Source organism: Bacillus sp. 2B09 (assembly GCF_003946835.1).
Taxonomy (GTDB): Bacteria; Bacillota; Bacilli; order Bacillales; family Bacillaceae; genus Bacillus; species Bacillus altitudinis.
In genome coordinates this window covers 296,868-317,660 of the sequence record NZ_RPSG01000005.1, presented here as the reverse complement: position 1 = coordinate 317,660, position 20,793 = coordinate 296,868, and the positions used below count along the sequence as shown (strand labels likewise).

24 protein-coding genes are annotated in these 20,793 nt (G+C 40.5%); 9 read left to right on the top strand and 15 right to left on the bottom strand.

Annotated elements, in window-relative coordinates:
* The first annotated feature begins 32 nt into the window (after positions 1-32).
* On the top strand, positions 33-428 hold the full coding sequence (locus tag EBQ12_RS12665) for a VOC family protein (RefSeq protein WP_017358436.1): 396 nt from the start codon (positions 33-35) through the stop codon (positions 426-428).
* Positions 425-949: a GNAT family N-acetyltransferase gene (locus tag EBQ12_RS12660; RefSeq protein ID WP_008346711.1), complete on the top strand. Its 525-nt coding sequence runs from the start codon at positions 425-427 to the stop codon at positions 947-949. The genes EBQ12_RS12665 and EBQ12_RS12660 overlap by 4 nt, the downstream gene beginning before the upstream one ends.
* Before the next feature lie 12 nt (positions 950-961).
* Here EBQ12_RS12660 and EBQ12_RS12655 read toward each other — a convergent pair whose 3' ends face one another.
* Complete coding sequence (locus tag EBQ12_RS12655; protein ID WP_017366688.1) at positions 962-1,231, bottom strand: YesK-like family protein; 270 nt, start codon at positions 1,229-1,231, stop codon at positions 962-964.
* Positions 1,232-1,282: 51 nt separating this feature from the next.
* Here EBQ12_RS12655 and EBQ12_RS12650 point away from each other — a divergent pair, with 51 nt between their 5' ends.
* Positions 1,283-1,756 carry a GNAT family N-acetyltransferase gene (locus EBQ12_RS12650; protein WP_008346715.1) on the top strand — a complete coding sequence of 158 codons (474 nt, stop codon included), beginning with the start codon at positions 1,283-1,285 and terminating at the stop codon, positions 1,754-1,756.
* On the opposite strand, the gene EBQ12_RS12645 is transcribed toward EBQ12_RS12650, so the two are convergent.
* Positions 1,748-2,536, bottom strand: coding sequence for a GNAT family N-acetyltransferase (locus EBQ12_RS12645; protein ID WP_125590243.1), 789 nt, complete (start codon positions 2,534-2,536; stop codon positions 1,748-1,750). The two genes, EBQ12_RS12650 and EBQ12_RS12645, sit on opposite strands and share 9 nt — an antisense overlap.
* Positions 2,537-2,697: 161 nt before the next feature.
* Here EBQ12_RS12645 and EBQ12_RS12640 point away from each other — a divergent pair, with 161 nt between their 5' ends.
* Complete coding sequence (locus EBQ12_RS12640; protein ID WP_057078396.1) at positions 2,698-3,138, top strand: LytTR family DNA-binding domain-containing protein; 441 nt, start codon at positions 2,698-2,700, stop codon at positions 3,136-3,138.
* Positions 3,135-3,551, top strand: coding sequence for a hypothetical protein (locus EBQ12_RS12635; RefSeq protein ID WP_072368465.1), 417 nt, complete (start codon positions 3,135-3,137; stop codon positions 3,549-3,551). Before EBQ12_RS12640 ends, EBQ12_RS12635 begins: the two co-directional genes overlap by 4 nt.
* Positions 3,552-3,609: 58 nt before the next feature.
* On the opposite strand, the gene EBQ12_RS12630 is transcribed toward EBQ12_RS12635, so the two are convergent.
* The 6 genes from EBQ12_RS12630 to EBQ12_RS12605 all read right to left on the bottom strand — a co-directional run bounded on the left by EBQ12_RS12630 (position 3,610) and on the right by EBQ12_RS12605 (position 10,885).
* On the bottom strand, positions 3,610-4,260 hold the full coding sequence (locus tag EBQ12_RS12630) for a response regulator (RefSeq protein WP_017358441.1): 651 nt from the start codon (positions 4,258-4,260) through the stop codon (positions 3,610-3,612).
* A gap of 5 nt (positions 4,261-4,265) precedes the next feature.
* Positions 4,266-5,450 (bottom strand): sensor histidine kinase, encoded by a 1,185-nt coding sequence (locus tag EBQ12_RS12625; RefSeq protein ID WP_241215642.1) that lies wholly within the window; start codon positions 5,448-5,450, stop codon positions 4,266-4,268.
* Between the two features lie 102 nt (positions 5,451-5,552).
* Positions 5,553-7,730 (bottom strand): MMPL family transporter, encoded by a 2,178-nt coding sequence (locus tag EBQ12_RS12620; protein WP_046527103.1) that lies wholly within the window; start codon positions 7,728-7,730, stop codon positions 5,553-5,555.
* A 149-nt stretch (positions 7,731-7,879) separates the two neighbouring features.
* Positions 7,880-8,911, bottom strand: a complete 1,032-nt coding sequence (locus EBQ12_RS12615; RefSeq protein ID WP_046527102.1) for an acyltransferase family protein — start codon at positions 8,909-8,911, stop codon at positions 7,880-7,882.
* 140 nt (positions 8,912-9,051) lie between these two features.
* Complete coding sequence (locus EBQ12_RS12610; RefSeq protein WP_125590241.1) at positions 9,052-10,248, bottom strand: MFS transporter; 1,197 nt, start codon at positions 10,246-10,248, stop codon at positions 9,052-9,054.
* A gap of 31 nt (positions 10,249-10,279) precedes the next feature.
* Positions 10,280-10,885, bottom strand: a complete 606-nt coding sequence (locus EBQ12_RS12605) for a TetR/AcrR family transcriptional regulator (RefSeq protein WP_052320378.1) — start codon at positions 10,883-10,885, stop codon at positions 10,280-10,282.
* A gap of 137 nt (positions 10,886-11,022) precedes the next feature.
* On the opposite strand from EBQ12_RS12605, the gene EBQ12_RS19625 reads away from it, so the two are divergent.
* From EBQ12_RS19625 to EBQ12_RS12595, 3 genes are all read left to right on the top strand, one after another.
* Positions 11,023-11,145 (top strand): hypothetical protein, encoded by a 123-nt coding sequence (locus EBQ12_RS19625; protein ID WP_017366680.1) that lies wholly within the window; start codon positions 11,023-11,025, stop codon positions 11,143-11,145.
* A gap of 64 nt (positions 11,146-11,209) precedes the next feature.
* Positions 11,210-11,662, top strand: coding sequence for a MarR family winged helix-turn-helix transcriptional regulator (locus EBQ12_RS12600; RefSeq protein WP_007496431.1), 453 nt, complete (start codon positions 11,210-11,212; stop codon positions 11,660-11,662).
* 56 nt (positions 11,663-11,718) lie between these two features.
* Complete coding sequence (locus EBQ12_RS12595) at positions 11,719-12,612, top strand: alpha/beta fold hydrolase (RefSeq protein WP_052320377.1); 894 nt, start codon at positions 11,719-11,721, stop codon at positions 12,610-12,612.
* 34 nt (positions 12,613-12,646) lie between these two features.
* On the opposite strand, the gene EBQ12_RS12590 is transcribed toward EBQ12_RS12595, so the two are convergent.
* From EBQ12_RS12590 to EBQ12_RS12555, 6 genes are all read right to left on the bottom strand, one after another.
* Complete coding sequence (locus tag EBQ12_RS12590) at positions 12,647-13,795, bottom strand: type II asparaginase (protein WP_046527098.1); 1,149 nt, start codon at positions 13,793-13,795, stop codon at positions 12,647-12,649.
* 916 nt (positions 13,796-14,711) lie between these two features.
* Complete coding sequence (locus EBQ12_RS12575; RefSeq protein WP_125590238.1) at positions 14,712-15,473, bottom strand: SDR family NAD(P)-dependent oxidoreductase; 762 nt, start codon at positions 15,471-15,473, stop codon at positions 14,712-14,714.
* Positions 15,474-15,584: 111 nt separating this feature from the next.
* The gene (locus EBQ12_RS12570) at positions 15,585-15,962 is read right to left on the bottom strand and encodes an MmcQ/YjbR family DNA-binding protein (RefSeq protein WP_045035188.1); all 378 of its coding nucleotides are present in this window, start codon (positions 15,960-15,962) and stop codon (positions 15,585-15,587) included.
* A gap of 149 nt (positions 15,963-16,111) precedes the next feature.
* The gene (locus EBQ12_RS12565) at positions 16,112-17,005 is read right to left on the bottom strand and encodes an alpha/beta hydrolase (protein ID WP_125590236.1); all 894 of its coding nucleotides are present in this window, start codon (positions 17,003-17,005) and stop codon (positions 16,112-16,114) included.
* A gap of 190 nt (positions 17,006-17,195) precedes the next feature.
* Positions 17,196-18,635 carry a DHA2 family efflux MFS transporter permease subunit gene (locus EBQ12_RS12560; protein WP_125590234.1) on the bottom strand — a complete coding sequence of 480 codons (1,440 nt, stop codon included), beginning with the start codon at positions 18,633-18,635 and terminating at the stop codon, positions 17,196-17,198.
* A 79-nt stretch (positions 18,636-18,714) separates the two neighbouring features.
* A complete protein-coding gene (locus EBQ12_RS12555; protein WP_057078413.1) occupies positions 18,715-19,287 on the bottom strand; it encodes a TetR/AcrR family transcriptional regulator in 573 nt (190 codons plus the stop codon).
* Between the two features lie 258 nt (positions 19,288-19,545).
* On the opposite strand from EBQ12_RS12555, the gene bglS reads away from it, so the two are divergent.
* Positions 19,546-20,277, top strand: coding sequence for a beta-glucanase (gene bglS, locus EBQ12_RS12550; protein WP_039169887.1), 732 nt, complete (start codon positions 19,546-19,548; stop codon positions 20,275-20,277).
* 42 nt (positions 20,278-20,319) lie between these two features.
* Here the strand turns inward: bglS and EBQ12_RS12545 are convergent, their stop codons facing one another.
* Positions 20,320-20,721, bottom strand: a complete 402-nt coding sequence (locus EBQ12_RS12545) for a MerR family transcriptional regulator (protein ID WP_017358457.1) — start codon at positions 20,719-20,721, stop codon at positions 20,320-20,322.
* Positions 20,722-20,793: the final 72 nt, after the last annotated feature.

Genomic DNA, 20,793 nt, shown 5'->3' with positions numbered 1-20,793 from the left:
TCAAACAATGATCATACTTGGAGGAGAGACTGATGATACGACGACTTGATCATATCGTGTTGACTGTTCAACATATGGAGGAAACCATTCGCTTTTATACAAACGTATTAGGAATGAAGGAAGAAACTTTTGGAGAAGGCCGTAAAGCCCTTCGTTTTGGCTTACAAAAGATCAACCTTCATGAAGCGGGTCATGAATTTGAACCAAAAGCTGCTCATCCCAAGCCTGGATCTGCTGACTTGTGTTTTATCACCGATTTAGATATAGACAGTTTATTGCTTCATCTTCGAAAGCAGGTTGTTCCAATTGAAGAAGGTCCGGTCAGACGTTCTGGTGCATTAGGTCCGATTGAATCCATTTATATCCGTGATCCTGATATGAACTTAATTGAAATCTCCCGATATATAGAGGAGGCTGATCCATCATGACTCGATTATTCTTGAGACCGATTGAAGAAAAAGATTATCCTGGTATTCATAGAGGATGCCAGCATGCAGAAACACTTTATATGACTGGCACACGCAAAACGTTCACACTAGAAGAAATTCGTTCAGCCTATACCCGTTTTCTGCAGGATGACAGTAGACGAGACTTTGCTATTTGTCTGCTAGACACGAAAGAAATGATTGGGGATGCGGCGATTGTGGATATTGATCCGATAAACCATACGGCAAGTTTCCGCATTGCGCTACATGGTCCAGAGCATTTTCACAAAGGATATGGCACTGAGGCTGTTCGGATGGTTCAAACATTTGCCTTTGAGACGTTAGAACTCAATCGGCTTGAGCTTGAAGTTTTTTCCCATAACCCACGAGCCTTTCGAAGCTATGAGAAAGCCGGATTTCAATATGAAGGAAAAAGACGTCAAGCGCTCTATTTCAACGGTGCTTATTCGGATGTCATCATGATGGGCATCCTTCGTGAGGAATACGATAGAATCAAATCATAAAGATGTCCCAGCCTACGAAGGGTCATCTTTTTTTAACAAATGAAGCCCTGTAACGATGATCAAACAAATGATAGAAGAGAGAACGATAGAGACGCTTGATATGCTGAGCGCCATCCCTTCCCATCTGCCAATGAAGAAACTGCCGATCAATAAGAGCAATCCAAACATAGTGATACATATCGGGACAATCAGCCTGGCATGGCGATGCCTACGTCTTTTTCCCGCCCACCACGAGAGACAGAGCACAATGACAGTAAAAATAGCGGTTTGCAGCCAGAACATATCGCATCAACTCCTTTTCTTTTTTATCCTATGACAACGGAGGTTTTTCCAATGAATATTAGACCGATTCAAAAGCAGGACAATCCTTTTATCGCGGCCATTATCCGCCAGTCATTAGAATCAGCGAATCTTGCGATTGAAGGTACAGCCTACACAGACCCACACCTTGATCAGCTTTTCGAATACTATCAATCATTGACTCATGCAGCCTATTGGATTGCCGAAGAACATGGTGAAATTGTTGGTGGCGTTGGCATTGCCCCTTTCACAGATGGCATTTGTGAGCTGCAAAAGCTTTATTTAAGCCCAAAAGCACAAGGCAAAGGTGCGGGCAAGAAACTGATGGATACGGCCCTCCAATATGCTGCTACATACTACGATGCTTGTTATTTAGAAACCCGCAGTGAATTAACAGCCGCTACTGGTCTTTATCAACGGTATGACTTTTCTCTTCTTCCTGCACCGATTGAAGGCTCAGAGCATTCTGCCATGGATGCTTGGTATCTCAAAACCTTTTCAGCGTGAGGCATAAAATAAGCGATACGTCTTTGTCCACTGAAAACCTAGCTTCTCTGCCAATTTGGCCGAGGTTGCGTGATGGACATCGCAATCCCAATGCGGTGTCCTCCCTTTTTCAACACAGATGCTGATCATTTGCTGAGCTGCTAACAAAGCCAACCCTCTTCCACGGCAGGCTTCATCTGTCCAAATATCAATTTCCACACGTTTTTCACTTGAAAAAATAGAGATACATTCACTGACCACGTCTTCACCATTTAAGATGGCAACTCCGACGCCATTAGATAAAAAGTGATCTACTCCTCCCCAATATGCTTCATAATAGCTGGATGGGAATACTTTGCTTGCGGCAATGACTTGTTCATTCGTGCGTTTGATCATTTCGTCTTGATTAGGCACAATCAGATCAGGAGAGGTCAAGTCATAAGAATACGCATGTCTTTGCATTTCATTCAGATGGGAACCGAAGCATTTTTTCATCATCTCATCTGATGCTGGATTTGCTGAAAACAAAGTGAACCGTCTGTTCTCTCTTTTCTGCTTTTTATAAACATCCACAATGAACGTTGAACATAATGAGAGTGCGGCTTCTGTCCTGCCTGCGACATAATAAATGCCGGTTGTCGTCCCTGCAAAATAGACACACGGGTGATCTCGGTGATCCACATATAAATCTCCTTGTATCACCCCATCGAGTATCGCATCTACGAACACTGGATAGGCAGGATCAATCCGCCGAATTTCCTCTTTTACCGCTCCTGTCCTTTGTTGATCTACAAGATACAACATCATTCCTCCATTCACGAACGAGTATCTTTTCATTATAAAGGAAAGCCGCAGACACGCGGTGAATCTTTGCAACAAAAAGAATTCTTCTGCATCAAAGCAACATTCCATCGCATTCGCTTTCATCTATTGCTATGCTCATTGTGAGAGGAGGTTTATGGATGAAATTTCGTTTGATCTGGAATCAAGAAAAGGATGTGACGGAAGTAGACGTCATCAGCCATCCACATAATCAAGAACGTTTACAAAAGATGACATCAATGATGGAGACTAGTACATCTCTAACGGTCAAAGATCCAAAAAATGATCGGCAGTCTCTTTTACCATTAGAACAAATTGAAGCGATCTCTGCGCTTGGACATCTGTCAAAGGTGATCACGACTCAGGGTACGACATATTTTCTCAGTAAACGGCTGAAGGATCTGAAGTCGCTAGAGCGTGAACATTTCTATCGTATCAACAATGCAGTCATTCTCAATTTAGCGCAAGTCGACAGCTTTGTCGCTGGTACGTACGCTCGCTTAGAGGTCGAAACCATCTCGAAAAACAGCTACACCGTCAGTCGTCATTACGCCAAATATATAAAGGAGCGATTCAAATGATCAAGGAACTAAAACATCAATTTATGCAAACAGCTTTTGTCTCTATCGTATGGCTGACACTCATCCTGTCAATCACTCAATGGTCATCCTCTATCCCTTTTCATTACGTGTGGCACATCATTGGCATCGGTACTCTGGCAGGCATCGTCTTTGGGGTCATGTATCCTTTACTATGGAACTACTTTACCTTTCCAGCACCCACCAACATTCTCATCTCCACTGTCGTCAATTTAGGGTTTCAAGTAGGAGCCGTCGCTTTATATTCGACTACACTGCTCGAATGGATCATGCCTTATTTTATCGGTATAGCCTTTCTCACATTAGTAGGCCATATCATCGCCTTTCTATTTTACAAAAAGCAACAAAATCAAAAACTGGCGCAGGCACTGAATCACCTGAAGCCGCAGCCTTAAAAAAAGAGACCTTATTTGAAAGGTCTCTTTTTTTAAGGCTGCTGCTAACTCATTCTCTCTAAAAATGAATCACCCCTAATTCCACTGCTGCTTTAATTGCCTCCGCTCTTGAAGTGACCTCCAGCTTTTGATAAATATTTGTTAAATGAGCTTTGACAGTTCTCTCGGAAATCCCCATATCAAATGCAATTTCCTTACTTCGATATCCTCTAGCCACTGCTTGCAAGACAAGCATCTCTTTTTCAGTCAGCATGTTTATTTCTTTTTTCAAATGGGTCGGAGTCACTTGATGCTCTGTTGATTCAAATACTTTAGCAGCGACGTTTGCTTGAAGAAGAATATCCCCTCTGATAGCTGCTTCAATTGTATAAAATAAATTTTCTCTGCTGGCATCCTTTAAAAGATAGCCCTTTGCTCCAAGTTGCAGCCCTTCAATCATTAATTTCTCTTCGTTATAGGTAGTGAGAATCAGGACCGGTACTTTTAATTGAAGAGACTGCATCTCTTTTAACATCTCAAGCCCACTCATGTTAGGCATGTTGAGGTCAAGTAATACAAGGTCTGGAGCCTTCTCTTTCAAGATATCTAAACCCTTTGCTCCATCTTCTGCTTCACCAACAACATCAAATCGTTGATCTGTCTCAAGAATTAATTTTAATCCTTCTCTAACAACAAAATGATCATCGACAATCACAATTTGATAAGACATTGTTTTTACTCCTTTTTCAAAGGTATGGTTACCGTCACTTGTGTACCTTCATTTTTTTCGCTTTTCAAGTGTAGCTGTGCATCAAGCAGTCGGGCACGTTCTGACATACCAATTAGACCGTAATGCCCGGAAGTGGATTCTTGTTTTTTCTCATCAAAACCCACTCCATTGTCTGTGATTTGCAAGGAGATGTGATCATCTTGTTGCTTCATCATCAATTCGACCTTACTTGCTTTGGCATGCTTGGCAATATTCGTCAAACATTCACTGACAATGTATACAGTATGTTCGATGAGGAAAGGGGACACTTGATAAGAGACAGCCACTTTTGTATGAACTGGAATATTCGTCGCCGTCATAAACCGATTCACTTCATCTTTCACAGAATCAGCTAAGTCATATTGATCCTGGCTGTATGTTCGAAGGTCGTCAATGACCAATCTCGCCTCACCTAATGTCGTCCGCGCATGGCTCATTGAACCTTTAATAATGCTTTGAGCACGCTCAACATTCTGATTCTCTAAATGGGCATGGACCGCTTCTAGCTGCATAATAATACCTGCCAGCCCTTGTGCAAGGGTATCATGTAAATCTCTCGCCATTCTTTGACGCTCATTTGCAAGTGTCAGCTCTTCCACTTGTTGATGTGCCAATTCAAGTTCCTTTAAAAATGTTTGTGTACGAATTCTAGCTTTGACTTGTCTAAAAAATAAAATGGAGTATGCGATGACTACAATCAGAATCAAAAACAAAATAGGAATGTATACGGTCAAATCATCTGTATCATTGACCAAAATAAGGGCAAGAAAAAAAAGAACATAAAAACTAAGCCCTGTCAAAATCACCTTCAATGTATGATAATATACCCCAATACTTTGCGCTATTAGTACCGGTAACAGACCAATTAAGATCACAGGGGAAGCCGCCTGCATGACTGAAACACAAAGTAGAATCACTATTCCTTGAATCAGAAAATATACCCATGGATTCTGCTGAAACCAGTAAAATGACCACCAATGCAGAATCAGATGTATAGCAATAAGTGCAGAAAAAAACAGGCCAGAAAGTGCTAATGGGGTGGTTATAAACTGAAATATCATTGCTGCAATATAAACAAGAATGACCCATAATAAGGTTGGAATTCGCGAATAGATCATTTCATTAAAAGGGTCTACCCGTCGTTTCGCCATAAATATCACCATCCGAGCCTCATATTCACTCAAAAAATACCGCCCACCCTTTATCGAGGTAATGGCGGTATCATCAATCATACCATGTAAGACTATCAGTGACTAAATCACCTTCTCTTCTTTCTCATCCTTCTGAGAAATAGACTCACCTTCAATGTCTATACGTGGAAGCCAGCTTTCGAACCATTTAGGTAAGTACCAAGCAGCTCGTCCGATTAGCATCATACATGCTGGGATAAAAGTCATTCTTATGACAAATGCATCAAACAGAACGCCGAATGCCAACGTTAACCCCATTGTTTTGATAATCAAGTCATCTGCAAAGATAAAACTAGCAAAGACGAGGATCATGATTAAGCCTGCGGCAGTCACTACTCTTCCACTATGCTTCAAACCTGATACAACGGACTTTTTCGCATCACCTGATAGAAGGAAATCTTCTCTCATTCGACTGACTAAAAAGACCTCATAATCCATTGCAAGACCAAATAATATTCCTGTCACTAGTACAGGCATAAAGTTTAACAATGGGCCATTTGCTGGTATTCCTAACAATGGCGCAAGGTGTCCATCCTGTAAAACAAAGACTGAAAAACCTAGTGTGGCGGTCAATGTCATAAGGAATCCTAAAACCGCTTTTAATGGAACAAGGAATGACCTAAAAACAAGAATCATTAAAATCAAAGCAAATCCAATAATGACTCCTGCAAATTTCGGTAACGCTTCACTGAGTCTATCTGAAATATCTATATTAACTGCCGTAGACCCAGTAACAAGTAATTTCGTATCATACTTTGCAGCAGTCTGACTAGATTCATTTCGTATATCTTTGACTAATTGCTTTGTCGCCTTATCTTCTGGACCACTTTTCGGTAAAATGGTCAGCATGGCGTACTTACCCGATGGATTAGGAACAGGCGGTGCCATTTGTTTGATGCCATCCATCTTCTCTAGTACTGTTGTTGTTTTCTCAATAGATTTCATTGCGTTATTTGCATGGGAGGCATCAATGATAACAACCAGTGGCCCATTAAACCCTTTACCAAACCCTTCTGCTAACAGGTCATAGCCCTTACGTTCAGTTGTTTCCTTCCCCTTCATGCCGTTATCAGGAAGACCCAACTCCATATGAAGTGCTGGCCAACTGAGTAGACCAGTCAATACAATGACACCTAGGATGATCTTACCTGGATACTTCTTGATAAACCTTCCCCAAGCTGTGGCTTCTTCTTTTTGTTGAGATTGTAATTTAGAGAACCATTTATTCTTTCTTGAAGGGCTGACTTTATCACCAAGAATCCCTAGTATGGCAGGAACAATTGTGAGAGACACAAGCATAACTGATAGTACCATGAATGCAGCTACAAGACCCATAACGCCTAAAAATGGTATACCGACTAAAACAAGTCCGCATAGTGCAATTACGACGGTAACACCTGCAAACAATACAGCGCTGCCTGCTGTAGCAACAGCTCTAGCAGCTGCTTCTTTCAATTCGTAACCCTCTGCTAATAACTGTCGATAACGAGAAATGATAAATAATGCATAATCAATTCCTACTGCAAGTCCAATCATCACAGCTAATGTAAGACTAAATGCAGACATCTCAACAAAATTTGAGGTAATTAATATGACCATCACGCCGATTATTAACCCAATGACAGCCGTCAAGATCGGTAGTCCTGCAATCAATAGTGAAGCGAAGGTAAAGGCTAAAATAAAGAAGGCCATGACAATACCTATGACTTCCGAAATCCCGCCTACCTCAATTTCTGAGAATGTGACGGAGCCGCCTAATTCTGTTTGGATGCCAGCTTTTCTTGAAATCTTAATACTATCTAATACTTTCTCTTTTGAGGATGTTTTTACCTCATCCGCCTTTACCCGGTATGTAATATCCGCATACCCTATTTTCTTATCCTTACTAATAGCAAATGTCTGATATAAATCCGTCACTTGCTTGACTGCTTTATCCTTTTTGACTTCTTTGATCGTTTCGTTCAATTTGTTTCTTACTTTTTTTGTTTCTAATGTTTCACCCTTAGGTGCTTTAAAGATCAGACGAATCGTCCCGCCATCATCACCTGCTGGGAACTTTCTCTGCAAGAGATCCATTGCCTTTTCTGATTTTGTTCCTGGAATCGACATATCGCCATTAAATGAAACACCTGTCCCTATTGTTGCCGCCACAACAGCAACTAAAACAAGTAACCAACCGATAATCATCCGTTTCGGCTTAGAAAATGCACTTTTTCCTAAATGATATAAAAATTTTGCCATTCACTTACTCCTTTTTCTTCAACTTCGTGAACTTGACCTCTTTATTCTAAGCAATGAGATGGTCGATTGAAATTGTACTTTCGGGCAAGAAGCATTGTACTTTTAGGCAACAAAAAAAGGGCATCTTCTTAAGATCCCCTTTAAAACGTTTATGAAGCGACTGTTTTTCGCCTCGTTCTGTTGATTTTACCGACAAACATATAGCCATATTTATAATGATTTGCTATCCGTGACAATAGGATAGGTCCTGCAATTGCAAGTGCTGATATGATGATTGTCCCTACAAAGAATGGATAATCTTTTAATTGTCCCCATAGTAACACAGAAATACCTAGAAAATACCCGTGAAGCAAATAGATGGTGAATGAATATTGACTAATGACAGCTACGAAAGGTGGAACGCTTTTCACTTTAGAAAACAAGAGAAAACATAAGAAGACAATACTGACTGTATAAAGAACAATGTCTGGTCTCTTAGAAGAAGACTCGAAAAAACCTACATATGAATTGCTTAGAAGGGTCGCTGCTGAAATCAAAACAAGTCCATACACGGCATACTTAAAACGATGAAGTCTTGTGATAAACTGCTGATAATTCGCTCCACAATAATAGGCTAAACAAAAATAGAACAACCACCCTGGAAATGGAATCCATTCTAAGCCGAACATTGGATTAGGTAATTGAGGTTGTGGGATTTTGACGAGGTTCATGACACTTAAATAACCAACTGTGATGATAAAGGAGATCGGCAATACCCATTTGGCTGAGGTACGCTTAGCCATTTTGTGAAAAAACATGTGCAAAAAGTAAAATTGAAAAATAATCAGAACAAAATAACCAATATAATTTCCCAATAAGACATTTGCTGAAGCTCTTTTAAAAAAGTCAACTGCCCCTCCATTTAACGATGCCGAATGCAAAAAACCATCGACAATCCCAATAAAAGCAAATGGGAAAAAGATGGCTTTCACCCTCTTCCACATAAATCCTTTAGGGGTACCATTCGGATAAGCATGAGCCAATAAAAACTCAGAAATGAAAATAAAACTCGGGGTACTGAACATGAGTAGTGCTACAAGAATAGATGATGAATGGGGGCTAGATAAAATGGCTATTGCATGAATGAACACAACACTCAAACACGAGATACACCGAATATAAAAAATTTCTTTAATTTGCATTGAACATCCTCCTCCTGCATTTTGGTAAAACATGTATTAGATTAACATGTATAACACCTTATCAACAGGGACCTTGTGATTATTTTTCAATCATCTATCCAAAAGGAACAAAAAAAAGAGCCCTAGTTAGAGCCCCTCATCTAATCAGATTCAACCGTCGCCTTCCCCTTCCAAATAAGGGTTAAGCCCAATCCAAGAAATAAGACAACACCTGCAAACAGGAATGGGAAATGAATATTTTGATCGAATAAAATGCCGCCAAGTGCCGGGCCAAAAATCGTACCAAGGCTTGTGTAGGTAGAGTTCATCCCTGCGACAAATCCTTGCTGATTGCCAGCGATTTTTGATAAGAAGGTCGTGAGGGCAGGGCGCAATAAATCGAACGCAAGGAAAATCACACACGTCACGATCAGCACAACCATAAAGCCTGACACGACTGTGGAAACAAAAGCGAGAACTGCTCCAACAATCAAGCATAGTTGAATAACTCGTTTCTCCCCAAGCGCATTCACCATTTTACCAAACACGAGGACTTGGATGATGACGGCTACAATTGAACTGACGGTAATGATAATCGCAATATCCTTCGGACCAAATCCAAACTTGTGATTTGTAAACAAGCTAAAGACCGTTTCATATGCAGATAGTCCAAACGCCAGCACAAAGACAATGATGAAGGCGATGAGATAGCTTGGATGAATCGATTTTTTCAAGTCTTTAAAGAAGGTCGATTCTTTCACATGATCCATTTGTTTCTCTCGCTCTTCTTTTGTTAATGGTTCCTTCAGCATAAACATAGATGAAATCACAGCAATAAATGCAATCCCTGCTGCAAAGAAAAACGGCAGGCGAACGCCATATTCTGCAATAAATCCGCCAATTCCTGGGCCGATGATAAATCCGGTACTAATAGCAGCGGATACATACCCCATTGCCTTTGATCTTTCTTGAACAGTCGTGATATCGGCGACATAAGCGGTGACAGCCGGCATGATAAATGCTGCACTAATGCCGCCAAGAACCCTTGCAAAATACAGAACATATACGTGTGTTCCTAAGCCAAAAACGAGTTCTGATAACGCGAATAGAAACAGCCCAGACACAATCATGATCTTTCTTCCGTATCGGTCTACCCATCTTCCCGCAATAGGTGATGCGATAAGCTGTGCAACGGCAAACGCCGCCACAAGATATCCCATCGTACTGCCCGTTAAATGCATGACATTCATAAAGAGCGGCATGACAGGTATAATCAGACCGATACCTAAAAACGCAATAAATATATTACTTAATAAAATAACAAGTACGGCTTTTTGCTCACGAATCGGTTTTTGCATGATGTTTGTTTCCCCTTTACTGACTCACTTGTTACTCATGATGGTTGATTCCGTGAATAAACAATGAGATCGCCTCTTTTTGTAATTCCTTTTTCTGCTGCATCGTGTCATTTTTATATAACACGTCTAATCCATAAAATACAGAAAGTAATATTTTCACTTTTGATTCAACATGCTGAATCGACCAGCTGCCATCTTCGTTTCCTTCAAGCAGGATGTCTCTCATCACATCATCAAAGTCTACATCAATCTTGTTCAGCCGCTCCATGACTTCATCTGATGTAAATGCACTGGCACAGAATTCTTCACTTGCTCTCATTAAAGGATAGTTAATCCCCATTTGACTAAGTAGCTCTGCAAACCCTGCGAGCTTATCAATGGCCCGGTGCAGCGCTTGTTTCTCTTCATGCCACGTCTCCATCATGAATCGATGATCCTCTTCCATAATATGAAGGAACAAAAACTCTTTTCCTTTAAAATGATGATAAAGGTTGCCTTTACTTATCTCAGCCGCCTCTAGAATATCTCGCACGGATGTTTCGGAATATCCTTTTTTCGCAAATAAATCACGTGAAGCGGTGACAATTTTCTGCTTCGTCTTTTCACTTTTTCCAGCCCCGCTCTGTGCACTTGTCATCTATGAACAATCCCTTCTACCTTGCTTTTCTTCACACGGACAAATAAAACCGACCAGTTGGTTTATTTTTTTATTATAAATGGAGATTGCCCATAATACAATGAAAAAGTCATCGACTTCTTAAGGAGTGAATCTAAGTGAAAACAAACAAAACGATCATTTTTGCCCATCACCAAACAGGAAGTATTCTTTGTCCATTGTTGATGAAAAAAGTGGAGGTAGAGGTCATTTTCTCAGTAGTCTATCCTCCTTTTATTTAATTTTTCTTAACATTTAACTTCACTTAAATATTAAGATCGCATATAATATAGGAGAAAAGAGGTGATGTCATTGGATGAGGATATCATTCATTACAGCAAAAAAATCATTGAGTACTCAAATGCACTAGGTTCTATCTATGTAGAAGAGTATCAACGATTCTTAAAAAATGAGTATGCAGATTTAACAAGCAAACAAGAACTGACCCTTGAATTGCTGCGGTCGAAGACGAGAACAATCAATGAACTGGCTGATTATTTCTCCATTTCATCTAGTGCCGCTAGCCAGCTCATATCAAAGCTTGAGCAGCTTGGATATGTGAAAAGAGAGATTAATCCACATAACCGTAGAGAAATCATTGTTGATTTTGCTCAAAAGGGCCATGACTATCATAAAGATATTGAAAAAATTCAGCTGCATCTTATTCAAAAATACTATGCCCAGCTTTCAAAAGAAGATCTAAAAACATTATTATCGCTTTACGAAAAAATCTATCAAATTGCGAAAGAAACGCCTTAACCCGGCGTTTCATGCATGAATATGTAAGTTAGATAAACGATGAAAGGGGTGATCAAATGGACAGGATTCATTTGCAAGATGGACGTCATATTGGTTTGTCTCAATACGGTGATCTTGAAGGATTCCCAGTATTCTTTTTTCATGGGACACCTGGATCGAGAGTGATGTTTTTAGATGATGATCCAATCTCAAAAGAGCTTGGCATTCGTCTTATTTCTTTAGACAGACCTGGTTTTGGTTTATCTGATCCGCAACCGAACCGCACTATTTTAGACTGGGCAAAAGACGTACAGGAAGTGGCCGATCATCTTGACATCTCCCATTTTTCAGTGATTGGTGTCTCTGGAGGCGGGGCATTCGCTGCTGGTTGTGCCTATCAATTGCCAGACCGCATTCTTTCAGCTGCTCTCGTCTCAAGTACCACCCCATTTCAGGATGGTAAACCGCCTAAAAGTATGCTAAAGGAGAACAAGATTGCCTTTTTCCTCAGTAAAAGAATGCCTTGGCTCTTAAAGGCAAGTTATCGCGCTCAAAAAAAACTAATTGAAAAGAAACCAGAGAAATTCAAGAAACTAACGAAAAAAGGGAACAAACATTTACATCCATCGGATCGGCAATTTCTTCAAACCGATGAGCAACTGGAGCTGATGATGCGGCATTTATACGAAGCTACTCGTCAATCGGTTGATGAATGTATTCATGAACCAGATTTACTCTCACGGTCATGGAAATTCGATATGAAAGATATACAAATCCCTGTGGATGTCTGGCATGGAAAAGAGGATCAGATGGCCCCTTTTGCAGAGATAGAAAGAATGGCTCCCAACATTCCAAACGCCAAAACGCACTATATCGAGCAAGCAGGACATTTTCTGACTGATATAGATGATGTTTGGAGAGACATTTTACTCTCTTTAAAAAAACGGGCTGAACATCAGGTACACATATAAAAAAGACCCAATGATACGTCGGGTCTTTTTCTTTTTAATACTGCTCGTAATAGGATTGAATTTTATCTGGATCTTTTGTTTTCGTCAGAGCCAGCATGAGTAGAATGCGTGCTTTTTGTGGATTTAATGAATCCGATGAGACAAAATGATGTTCATCATCCATTTTTTCATGTGTGACAATGCCATTTCCTGCACGGCTTGACCTCACAATCACCACGTCTTTTTTCACAGCATCTGTTGCCCCATTGATCGCTTCTGTTGACATCGTTCCATTTCCTGCGGCGGCAACGACAATGCCCTTCGCTCCTTCTTTAACCGCAGCATCATACACATACTTTTGATCATTTTGATAGCCGTATAAGATATCCACTTGCGGCAGTTCTTTTAGCTTTGAAATATCGAATTCACTGTCAGTTGTATGTTTTCTTGTCGGTTCGTTATAAAAAGAGACAACTTCACCCGCCACTTCTCCAATGTACCCTTGCTCAAGAGACTTGAACGAATCGGTTGTGGTGGTATTTGTCTTCGTAATAAAGCGAGCAGAGGCAATTCGGTCATTTAATGTCACCATTACACCTTTGCCTTTGGCTTCTTTTGTCGAAGCAATTTTCACTGCATGATACAAGTTAAGCGGGCCATCCGCACTAATGGCAGATGCTGGCCTCATGGAACCCACAACCACCACTGGCTTATCACTTTTTACAACCAAATGTAAAAAATAGGCCGTTTCTTCTAATGTATCTGTACCATGTGTCACCACAATGCCATCCACTTGATCATCATTTAAAAGCTGATTGACTCGTTTCGCTAATTTTAAAAGCAGAGCGTTATCCACATTTTCACTGCCGACGTTCGCTACTTGCTCACCCGTGACATTTGCAATATCCTTCAGCTGTGGTACGGAAGCAATGACTTTATCGATTCCAAGTGCACCAGATTTATATCCAGTCGTATCTGTATTACTGTCTGAACTACCGGCAATCGTTCCGCCTGTTGCCAGCACCTTAATATTGGATAAAGACTTGTTCCCTGTCTCAACAGCCGTGTTTTTTTCTTTTGTTTCACTGGTAGTGCTTTCTTGATTACTTTGATTATTCTCTTGAGTGCTATCGTTCGCACAAGCTGCGGTCACCAATAGTGAAACAGTAAGAAGGGCAGCACCAAACCATTTTGTTACGTTCATAAGATCATCTCTTTTCTTAAATGTGATGAATAATTATCTGTCTATAGGGTTTACTTTATACCATTCCTTCATTCATCAGCATGAGGTGAAAGTCACAGAACCAAATAAAGGAAAAAGGACACTATTATCAAAATTTATTTATATCTTAATACCTAAATTGACTTCAGAAATTGTTCTCGACCCATTTATGATAAAATATAGGAAATCTTACAAAAAAGGAGTACATACAGTGCGTTCCGTTCAACCATTTTACAAAATCCTACTCACACTATTCTTCAGTTCCATTTTACTCAGCTTGTTCGTATGTTTATATCCACCGATTCAGGGCGAGCCTGCGTTTATGATGTTTTACACTCCCATCTTTTTTGTTTATTATTTCATCTTTGCGGTACCTTTACAGTTGTTGTTTTCTTTACAGCCCAAGGCTTTTCATCCTCTTTATTTAGCGGCTTACTTACTGATAGCAATGATTGTCATGCTTTTTGTTATGGATGGAATTGAGAGCTCAACATCCCTCCCGATCATAATTGTCAGCAGTCTCATCTACTGGACCTGCGATTCTTTCATTCATCAAAGAATGCATAAAAAAAACACCTAATGTGTAGGTGTTTCAGATTGTTGACAAAGGGCTAAAATGAACTTGATTTTAGCCCTTTGTCTTCTTTTCAGCGTGATAGAAAACCTTTGAAGTCTAGGAAGGACGAGTACTGGCGCGGAGCGAATGTCACATTCGTGAGCACCAGCACGCAGGACTGACAAAGAATGCGAGGGTTTGTCTACACGCTGAAACACCTAATGTGTAGGTGTTTTTATCTATTCTAGTATGTGTTGACAGTGCTCCACATTATCCAAGACATCTTTCGGCTCGGTGACCTGCTGATCACTAAGAGAATCTATCCTCAGTGACTGGAACTTTTTATTTCATGCTTGTGCCAGCGTGTGAAAAAATGGGGTCCTTCAATTCAAAATCAAATGTCTTCCCATCAACGATACCAACTGTTTTTGAACTGTCGTAAAGTTCAAGCAAGCACGCTGCCATTTCTTTTGATGTGTGATATTTCTTGATAGTGCCTTCATATTCGAATTGATCGACATCTAATGAACGCTTTGCAAATTCCGATTCTGTCGCAGCAGGCGCTAATACTTTTGCCTGTAATTTGGCTCCTTTTTCTTTCAATTCTAGGGCCAGCCCTTCTGTAAAGGCGCTCACATAAAATTTCGTGGCTGAATAAGTGACAGCATTTCCGACGACGGTATAACCCGCTCTTGAAGAGATATTGATTAGCTGCGTCCCCTCTTTTTGCTCATAATCACGGACAAACAGAGTGGATAAAATTGTTAACGCTTCAATATTGAGATGAAGCATGTCCCCAATTTTTTTCACATCCTGCTCTCCTATTGAACCAAAATGGCCAAACCCGGCATTATTAATGAACGTATCCAGCTCATCACCAGCTAATGACTCATAGAAAGAATACACTTGCTCTCTGTCTGTTAAATCAACAGACTGGACTTTCACTTGAATATGGGGATATGTTTCTAGAATCTTTTCTTTCAGTTCTTGGAGTTTATCAAGCCGGCGTGCAGCTAAGATCAGATTTTTTCCTCTTGCTGCAAAGGCCAAAGCCGTTTCATACCCAATACCTGAACTTGCCCCTGTAATGACTGTATAGCCCATTGTATATCCCCCTATTCGTATCTTCTAGCTGTTTAAAGTATAGCGAGAGCATGTGACTCTAGTCAATTTTGAAGAGATTCAAAGAGACATGAACAACTGAACGTTCAGCATTTAATCGGTTTCTGTTGAATCATGTTGGAGGATAGCCTGCTGAGCTTTTTTTGTTAATTTGTGAAAAACCAGTTGATAGGAATGTTCAATTAGCTCTTCGACAAATGAAGATGGAATATCTGCATCAAGATAAATAGAATTCCAATGCGTCTTATTCATGTAATAGCCGGGAATAATTCCTTCATGCATTTCTCTTAATTCTTCAGCACGTTGCGGATCACATTTTAAAGTGATAACTGGCTTGCGATCGACGTCTCCCCCCATCATGGCGAACATCTTTCCACCTATATGATAACGATCTGCCTGCCACTCAGGTTGATAGTCGTGGGTTGCTCCTTGTAAAGAAAGACAAAATGCCTGTAGTGTCTCTTTTTTCATTCTATTAGCTCCTTTTTAGATGTCTTCTATCTTACTATTATATCGACTACTGTGATTGTTGTATCTACACTTCTTTTCAATACGTCAGCAAGAACACAAAAAAAGCACAGAAAAAAAGTCTGTGCTTTTTACTGATATCCTAATATTTCTTATTCAAACGCCTTCTTAAGCTGATCGCTCATCAGATGCCAAGCCTCTTCAGCTATCTCTAAGTCTCCGGCATGAGTGAACGCATGAGGGACTCCTTTAAATTGTTTGTATGTGACATCTACCCCTGCTTCTTTTAACTTGTCCGCATAATGCTCAGCTTCTTCAGCTAGTGAATCTTTCTCAGCTGTGATAACAAGAGCTGGGGGCATTTGTGCTAAGACTTCTCTCTCTGCAAAGACTGGAGAAACGAGCGGATTGTGCGGATCTTGACCTTGCAGGTAGAAGGCATTAAACAGTCTCGCCATTTCAACTGGAATTGCTTCTTCAAACGCTGGCTTTTGTGCTGGATCAGTAGCTAAATCAAGCGGCGGATAATCAAGCACTTGATAGACAATCGGAAGTTTGTTCCCTTTTTGGATATCAAGCAAACAAACCGCTGTTGCCAAATTCCCACCTGCACTATGTCCGCCAATGGCTAATCGATTTGGGTCTATTTGTAGTTCATCAGGATGTTCATATAACCATTTCATCACATCGTAGCATTCATGAAGAGCGGCTGGAAAAGGGTGTTCCGGTGCCAGCTGATATTCCACATTGACGACGATACACTCCGCACGATCTGCTATGACCGGACACCAATGATTATCCATTTCAGCACTTCCAAGGATAAAACCGCCCCCATGCAAATTCACGAAAACAGGTAGGGGTTGTTTCAATGTTTTCACAGGTTTAAATACCCACACCTTTGTTTCACCAGCACCTGTTGGGATATCATATTCCATTTTGTTCACTTCAGGAGGGTGGACTGGCTTTAATTCTGATTGACTAGCTAATGAATCTTCAGCTGGTTGGCGTAAAGACTCAGCCATTTTGATTTGTTCGTCTAAGTTCATGATCTCAGCTCCTATCTTATTCTTTTATCTCTATCCATTCGTTACGTATTTCGTCTTTTCCTTCAATGTCGTCAGAGAGTCGTTGCTTTTTATCTATCTCCCCATTTTTAGCTCCTTTGAAACAAACATTCACCCCTATGAATAAATAAAAAAAGCACTGTGGCGCTAAGTCCTCAGTGCTTTTCATATATTATGATACTTGTTGTTCTACTTTCACTCGTTTAATAAAGAAAGCAATCACCAAGCCAATCACTGTCATAATGACAGCAAAGATAAAGGCATGCTGGACGCCATTTGTAAAGGCGAGCAGCTGATTGACTGGATTTGCGGGATCAGCCACATTTTCCATAAAGCTGCGAGCTCCTGATGAAAGGATCGAGATACCAACCGCAGTCCCAATCGCTCCTGATACTTGCTGCAATGTATTCATAATCGCTGTACCGTGCGGATATAGCTCTGGCGGCAGCTGATTTAATCCATTTGTTTGGGCAGGCATCATGATCATCGCAATCCCAACCATTAACGTAATATGAAGCGTCACGATATAACCGATGGACGTATTCACACTTAAGTTCGTGAAGCCAAACATGGTCGCTGCAACGATGACAAGGCCTGGGATGACAAGCCACTTCGGCCCAAATTTATCAAAAAGCCCACCCATGATTGGCGATAGCAGTCCATTGATAATTCCACCTGGTAATAGCATCAAACCTGCTGTAAATGTAGAAAGTGCCAAGGACGTTTGCAAATATAATGGCAAGATCATCATAGCAGACAGCATCACCATCATGCACACTAAGATCAGGAGTAACCCGATCACAAACATTGGATATTTAAATGGGCTTAAATTCAACATCGGTTCTTTCATGTTTAACTGTCTTAGGGAGAACACAAGAATGCCAATGACACCTACAACAATCGCCACAATCACATGCATACTGCTCCAGCCGCCGCCTTCACCAGCACTGCTAAAGCCATACACAATTCCACCGAAACCGATGGTTGATAGCACAATCGATAAAATGTCGATTTTCGGTCTTGTGGGTTCCGTAATATTTTGCATAAAAATATACCCAAATGCGAGTGCAGCAACTAATAACGGAAGCGAAATCCAAAAAATCCAATGCCATGTTAACGATTTAAGAATGAGACCAGAGACCGTTGGACCCACTGCTGGGGCAAACATAATGACAAGACCGATAATCCCCATTGATCTACCTCTTTTATGAGGCGGAATGATGACCAAAATCGTATTAAACATCAATGGAAGGAGCAAGGCTGTTCCTACTGCCTGCACCACACGTGCCACCATTAAAATACTGAAGACTGGTGCAACGGCCGCAATAAATGTACCGATGATCGAAAAGACCAGTGAGGTGATGAAAAGCTGTCTTGTTGTAAACCATTGAAGAATGAGGCCTGAAATTGGAACAAGAATCCCTAGTGTTAATAAATACCCGGTTGTAAGCCACTGAGCAGTTGTTGCTTCAATACCAAAATCTAATGTTAAACTTCTCAGCGCCATGTTTAATGCCGTTTCACTGAACAGTCCAATAAATCCAGCTGTGATAAATGAAATAATAATGGGCAGCGTTCGAATGTCGGAAGCTGCTGTTTGCTGTTTGTTCATATTAAGTTGGCTCCTTTTCTTTTTCAATTTTGATAAACCATAAGTAGTTAGGCTGGACAGAAATGAGCCACTTCAATGTCTAGGAAAAGACAGACAAAACCTGTCTTTCCGCAGCGAATTGTGCAATTTTTTCAATTGAGTAGCCGGATTCATGAATATAAAACATGAGTTCAGGCGTCATTGGAGAGGACATACATAATGTCGTCAACTCAATGTCTTGTATGTTCGCTTCTCCTTTTACTTTCGCTTCCTCGAGCAAATCACGAATGATTTGTTTGAGTGATTGACTGTAATGACAATCATATACTTTACTTGTCTGCTCTAAATTTCCAGAGATCGTCAGCATCCGAATCCAGTCTAAGTGATGACCAACGATGAGATGGATCTCCTCGAGAACATATTGCAAACGATCTTGAACCGGCTGATCACTGATTTTATTTAAGTAAAGATGCAAAGCAGGGATCAGCTGTTCAAATCTCTCACCAAGAATAGAGAGACACAAATCACTTTTATTTGCATAGCGGCGGTAAAGGGTTCCTTGACCAACACCAGCTGTTTTTGCGATTTTATGCATGCTGACATTCTCTACACCAAACTCTTGAAACAAAGAGAAAGCGACCTCTTCAATTTCCTTTCCAATATCCTTTTCCATGATGCTTCACCTTCATCCACCTTGCTTATATCTCTATGTGTAAATCAAATTTCTTTCATTTTCATTAGGACAATTGTACCGGTATTATCTTACGGACAACTGTCCGCTTTGTCAATCATTATTTTTTACCTATCAATTTTCTTTTCATTCTATTAAAAAAACACACTGTTTATCATTATTTAGACCGATTTTCCATTTTGAGAGAATCATGTATGATCAAAAAGAAAACGCTTTCAAAAAAGAGAGGGGAATGCCTACATGTCTTACCGTGTAAAACGAATGTTGATGCTGCTTGTCACTGGATTATTCTTAAGTTTGTCCACATTTGCTGCAAGTGCCTCGGCACAAACGGGCGGGTCGTTTTATGAGCCGTTCAACAACTATAATACCGGGTTATGGCAAAAAGCCGATGGGTACTCGAACGGAAATATGTTTAACTGTACGTGGCGCGCAAACAATGTCTCCATGACGTCGTTAGGGGAAATGCGATTATCGCTCACTAGTCCTTCGTATAATAAGTTTGACTGTGGGGAAAACCGCTCCGTTCAAACATATGGCTATGGGCTTTATGAAGTCAGCATGAAACCAGCAAAAAATGTTGGGATCGTGTCTTCGTTCTTTACTTATACGGGACCGACTGATGGTACGCCTTGGGATGAAATCGACATCGAATTTCTAGGAAAAGATACGACAAAGGTTCAGTTTAACTACTATACCAATGGTGTCGGAAATCATGAAAAGATCGTCAACCTTGGTTTTGATGCAGCAAACTCTTATCACACATATGCGTTCGACTGGCAGCCTAACTCAATTAAATGGTATGTGGACGGTCAATTAAAACACACGGCTACTACTCAAATCCCTCAAACACCGGGAAAGATTATGATGAACTTATGGAATGGTGCAGGTGTCGATGAATGGCTCGGCTCCTACAACGGTGTTACCCCACTTTACGCTCATTACAATTGGGTGCGTTACACAAAAAGATAACCACATCACAAAACCTGTGACAAGTCACAGGTTTTTCTTCATTTAAATAGAGCTCGTTTTTAATTGATGAACTAGTTTTTGTTCATAACTGTGGATAATATCTTCATAACTTTCGATCTTGTAATCTAACCGTTTAATCGTTTCTTCGATTTCCTTTTGTTTGTCTACGAGTCTTTCTCTCTCATTGACCAAAATACTCTTCCTTGAGGACAATGTACGATCCTCTCCCTCGATAAATAAAGCCGTATATTCTCTAAGAGCATCAATTGACAGACCCGCATTTCTCATACATTTAATAAATTCTATCCACTGAATATCTTCTTCTGTATATTCACGAACACCATTTTCATCACGCCTGATCGGTCTAATTAAACCTATATTCTCATAATACCTGAGCGTAGCAGTAGATAAATCGAGCTGCTTGGCGGCTTGTGCTATTTTCATTATTTTCACCCTTCTCTTCTTTCTCTTACTTGACGATCTCCCTTTTCCCATCATCTCCATTTTAATCGAGAA

Bases quoted from the DNA above. Each gene is read 5' to 3' on its own strand.
- EBQ12_RS12635 (WP_072368465.1), top strand. From the start codon at position 3,135: ATGATCAAGGAACTAAAACATCAATTTATGCAAACAGCTTTTGTCTCT.
- EBQ12_RS12545 (WP_017358457.1), bottom strand. From the start codon at position 20,721: ATGAAAATAGCACAAGCCGCCAAGCAGCTCGATTTATCTACTGCTACG.
- bglS (WP_039169887.1), top strand. From the start codon at position 19,546: ATGTCTTACCGTGTAAAACGAATGTTGATGCTGCTTGTCACTGGATTA.
- EBQ12_RS12620 (WP_046527103.1), bottom strand. From the start codon at position 7,730: ATGGCAAAATTTTTATATCATTTAGGAAAAAGTGCATTTTCTAAGCCG.
- EBQ12_RS12655 (WP_017366688.1), bottom strand. From the start codon at position 1,231: ATGTTCTGGCTGCAAACCGCTATTTTTACTGTCATTGTGCTCTGTCTC.
- EBQ12_RS12660 (WP_008346711.1), top strand. From the start codon at position 425: ATGACTCGATTATTCTTGAGACCGATTGAAGAAAAAGATTATCCTGGT.
- EBQ12_RS12555 (WP_057078413.1), bottom strand. From the start codon at position 19,287: ATGGAAAAGGATATTGGAAAGGAAATTGAAGAGGTCGCTTTCTCTTTG.
- EBQ12_RS12605 (WP_052320378.1), bottom strand. From the start codon at position 10,885: ATGACAAGTGCACAGAGCGGGGCTGGAAAAAGTGAAAAGACGAAGCAG.
- EBQ12_RS12595 (WP_052320377.1), top strand. From the start codon at position 11,719: ATGGACAGGATTCATTTGCAAGATGGACGTCATATTGGTTTGTCTCAA.
- EBQ12_RS12615 (WP_046527102.1), bottom strand. From the start codon at position 8,911: ATGCAAATTAAAGAAATTTTTTATATTCGGTGTATCTCGTGTTTGAGT.
- EBQ12_RS12665 (WP_017358436.1), top strand. From the start codon at position 33: ATGATACGACGACTTGATCATATCGTGTTGACTGTTCAACATATGGAG.
- EBQ12_RS12575 (WP_125590238.1), bottom strand. From the start codon at position 15,473: ATGGGCTATACAGTCATTACAGGGGCAAGTTCAGGTATTGGGTATGAA.
- EBQ12_RS12600 (WP_007496431.1), top strand. From the start codon at position 11,210: ATGTCATTGGATGAGGATATCATTCATTACAGCAAAAAAATCATTGAG.
- EBQ12_RS12640 (WP_057078396.1), top strand. From the start codon at position 2,698: ATGAAATTTCGTTTGATCTGGAATCAAGAAAAGGATGTGACGGAAGTA.
- EBQ12_RS12560 (WP_125590234.1), bottom strand. From the start codon at position 18,635: ATGAACAAACAGCAAACAGCAGCTTCCGACATTCGAACGCTGCCCATT.
- EBQ12_RS12565 (WP_125590236.1), bottom strand. From the start codon at position 17,005: ATGAACTTAGACGAACAAATCAAAATGGCTGAGTCTTTACGCCAACCA.
- EBQ12_RS12570 (WP_045035188.1), bottom strand. From the start codon at position 15,962: ATGAAAAAAGAGACACTACAGGCATTTTGTCTTTCTTTACAAGGAGCA.
- EBQ12_RS12590 (WP_046527098.1), bottom strand. From the start codon at position 13,795: ATGAACGTAACAAAATGGTTTGGTGCTGCCCTTCTTACTGTTTCACTA.
- EBQ12_RS12650 (WP_008346715.1), top strand. From the start codon at position 1,283: ATGAATATTAGACCGATTCAAAAGCAGGACAATCCTTTTATCGCGGCC.
- EBQ12_RS12610 (WP_125590241.1), bottom strand. From the start codon at position 10,248: ATGCAAAAACCGATTCGTGAGCAAAAAGCCGTACTTGTTATTTTATTA.
- EBQ12_RS12625 (WP_241215642.1), bottom strand. From the start codon at position 5,450: ATGGCGAAACGACGGGTAGACCCTTTTAATGAAATGATCTATTCGCGA.
- EBQ12_RS12630 (WP_017358441.1), bottom strand. From the start codon at position 4,260: ATGTCTTATCAAATTGTGATTGTCGATGATCATTTTGTTGTTAGAGAA.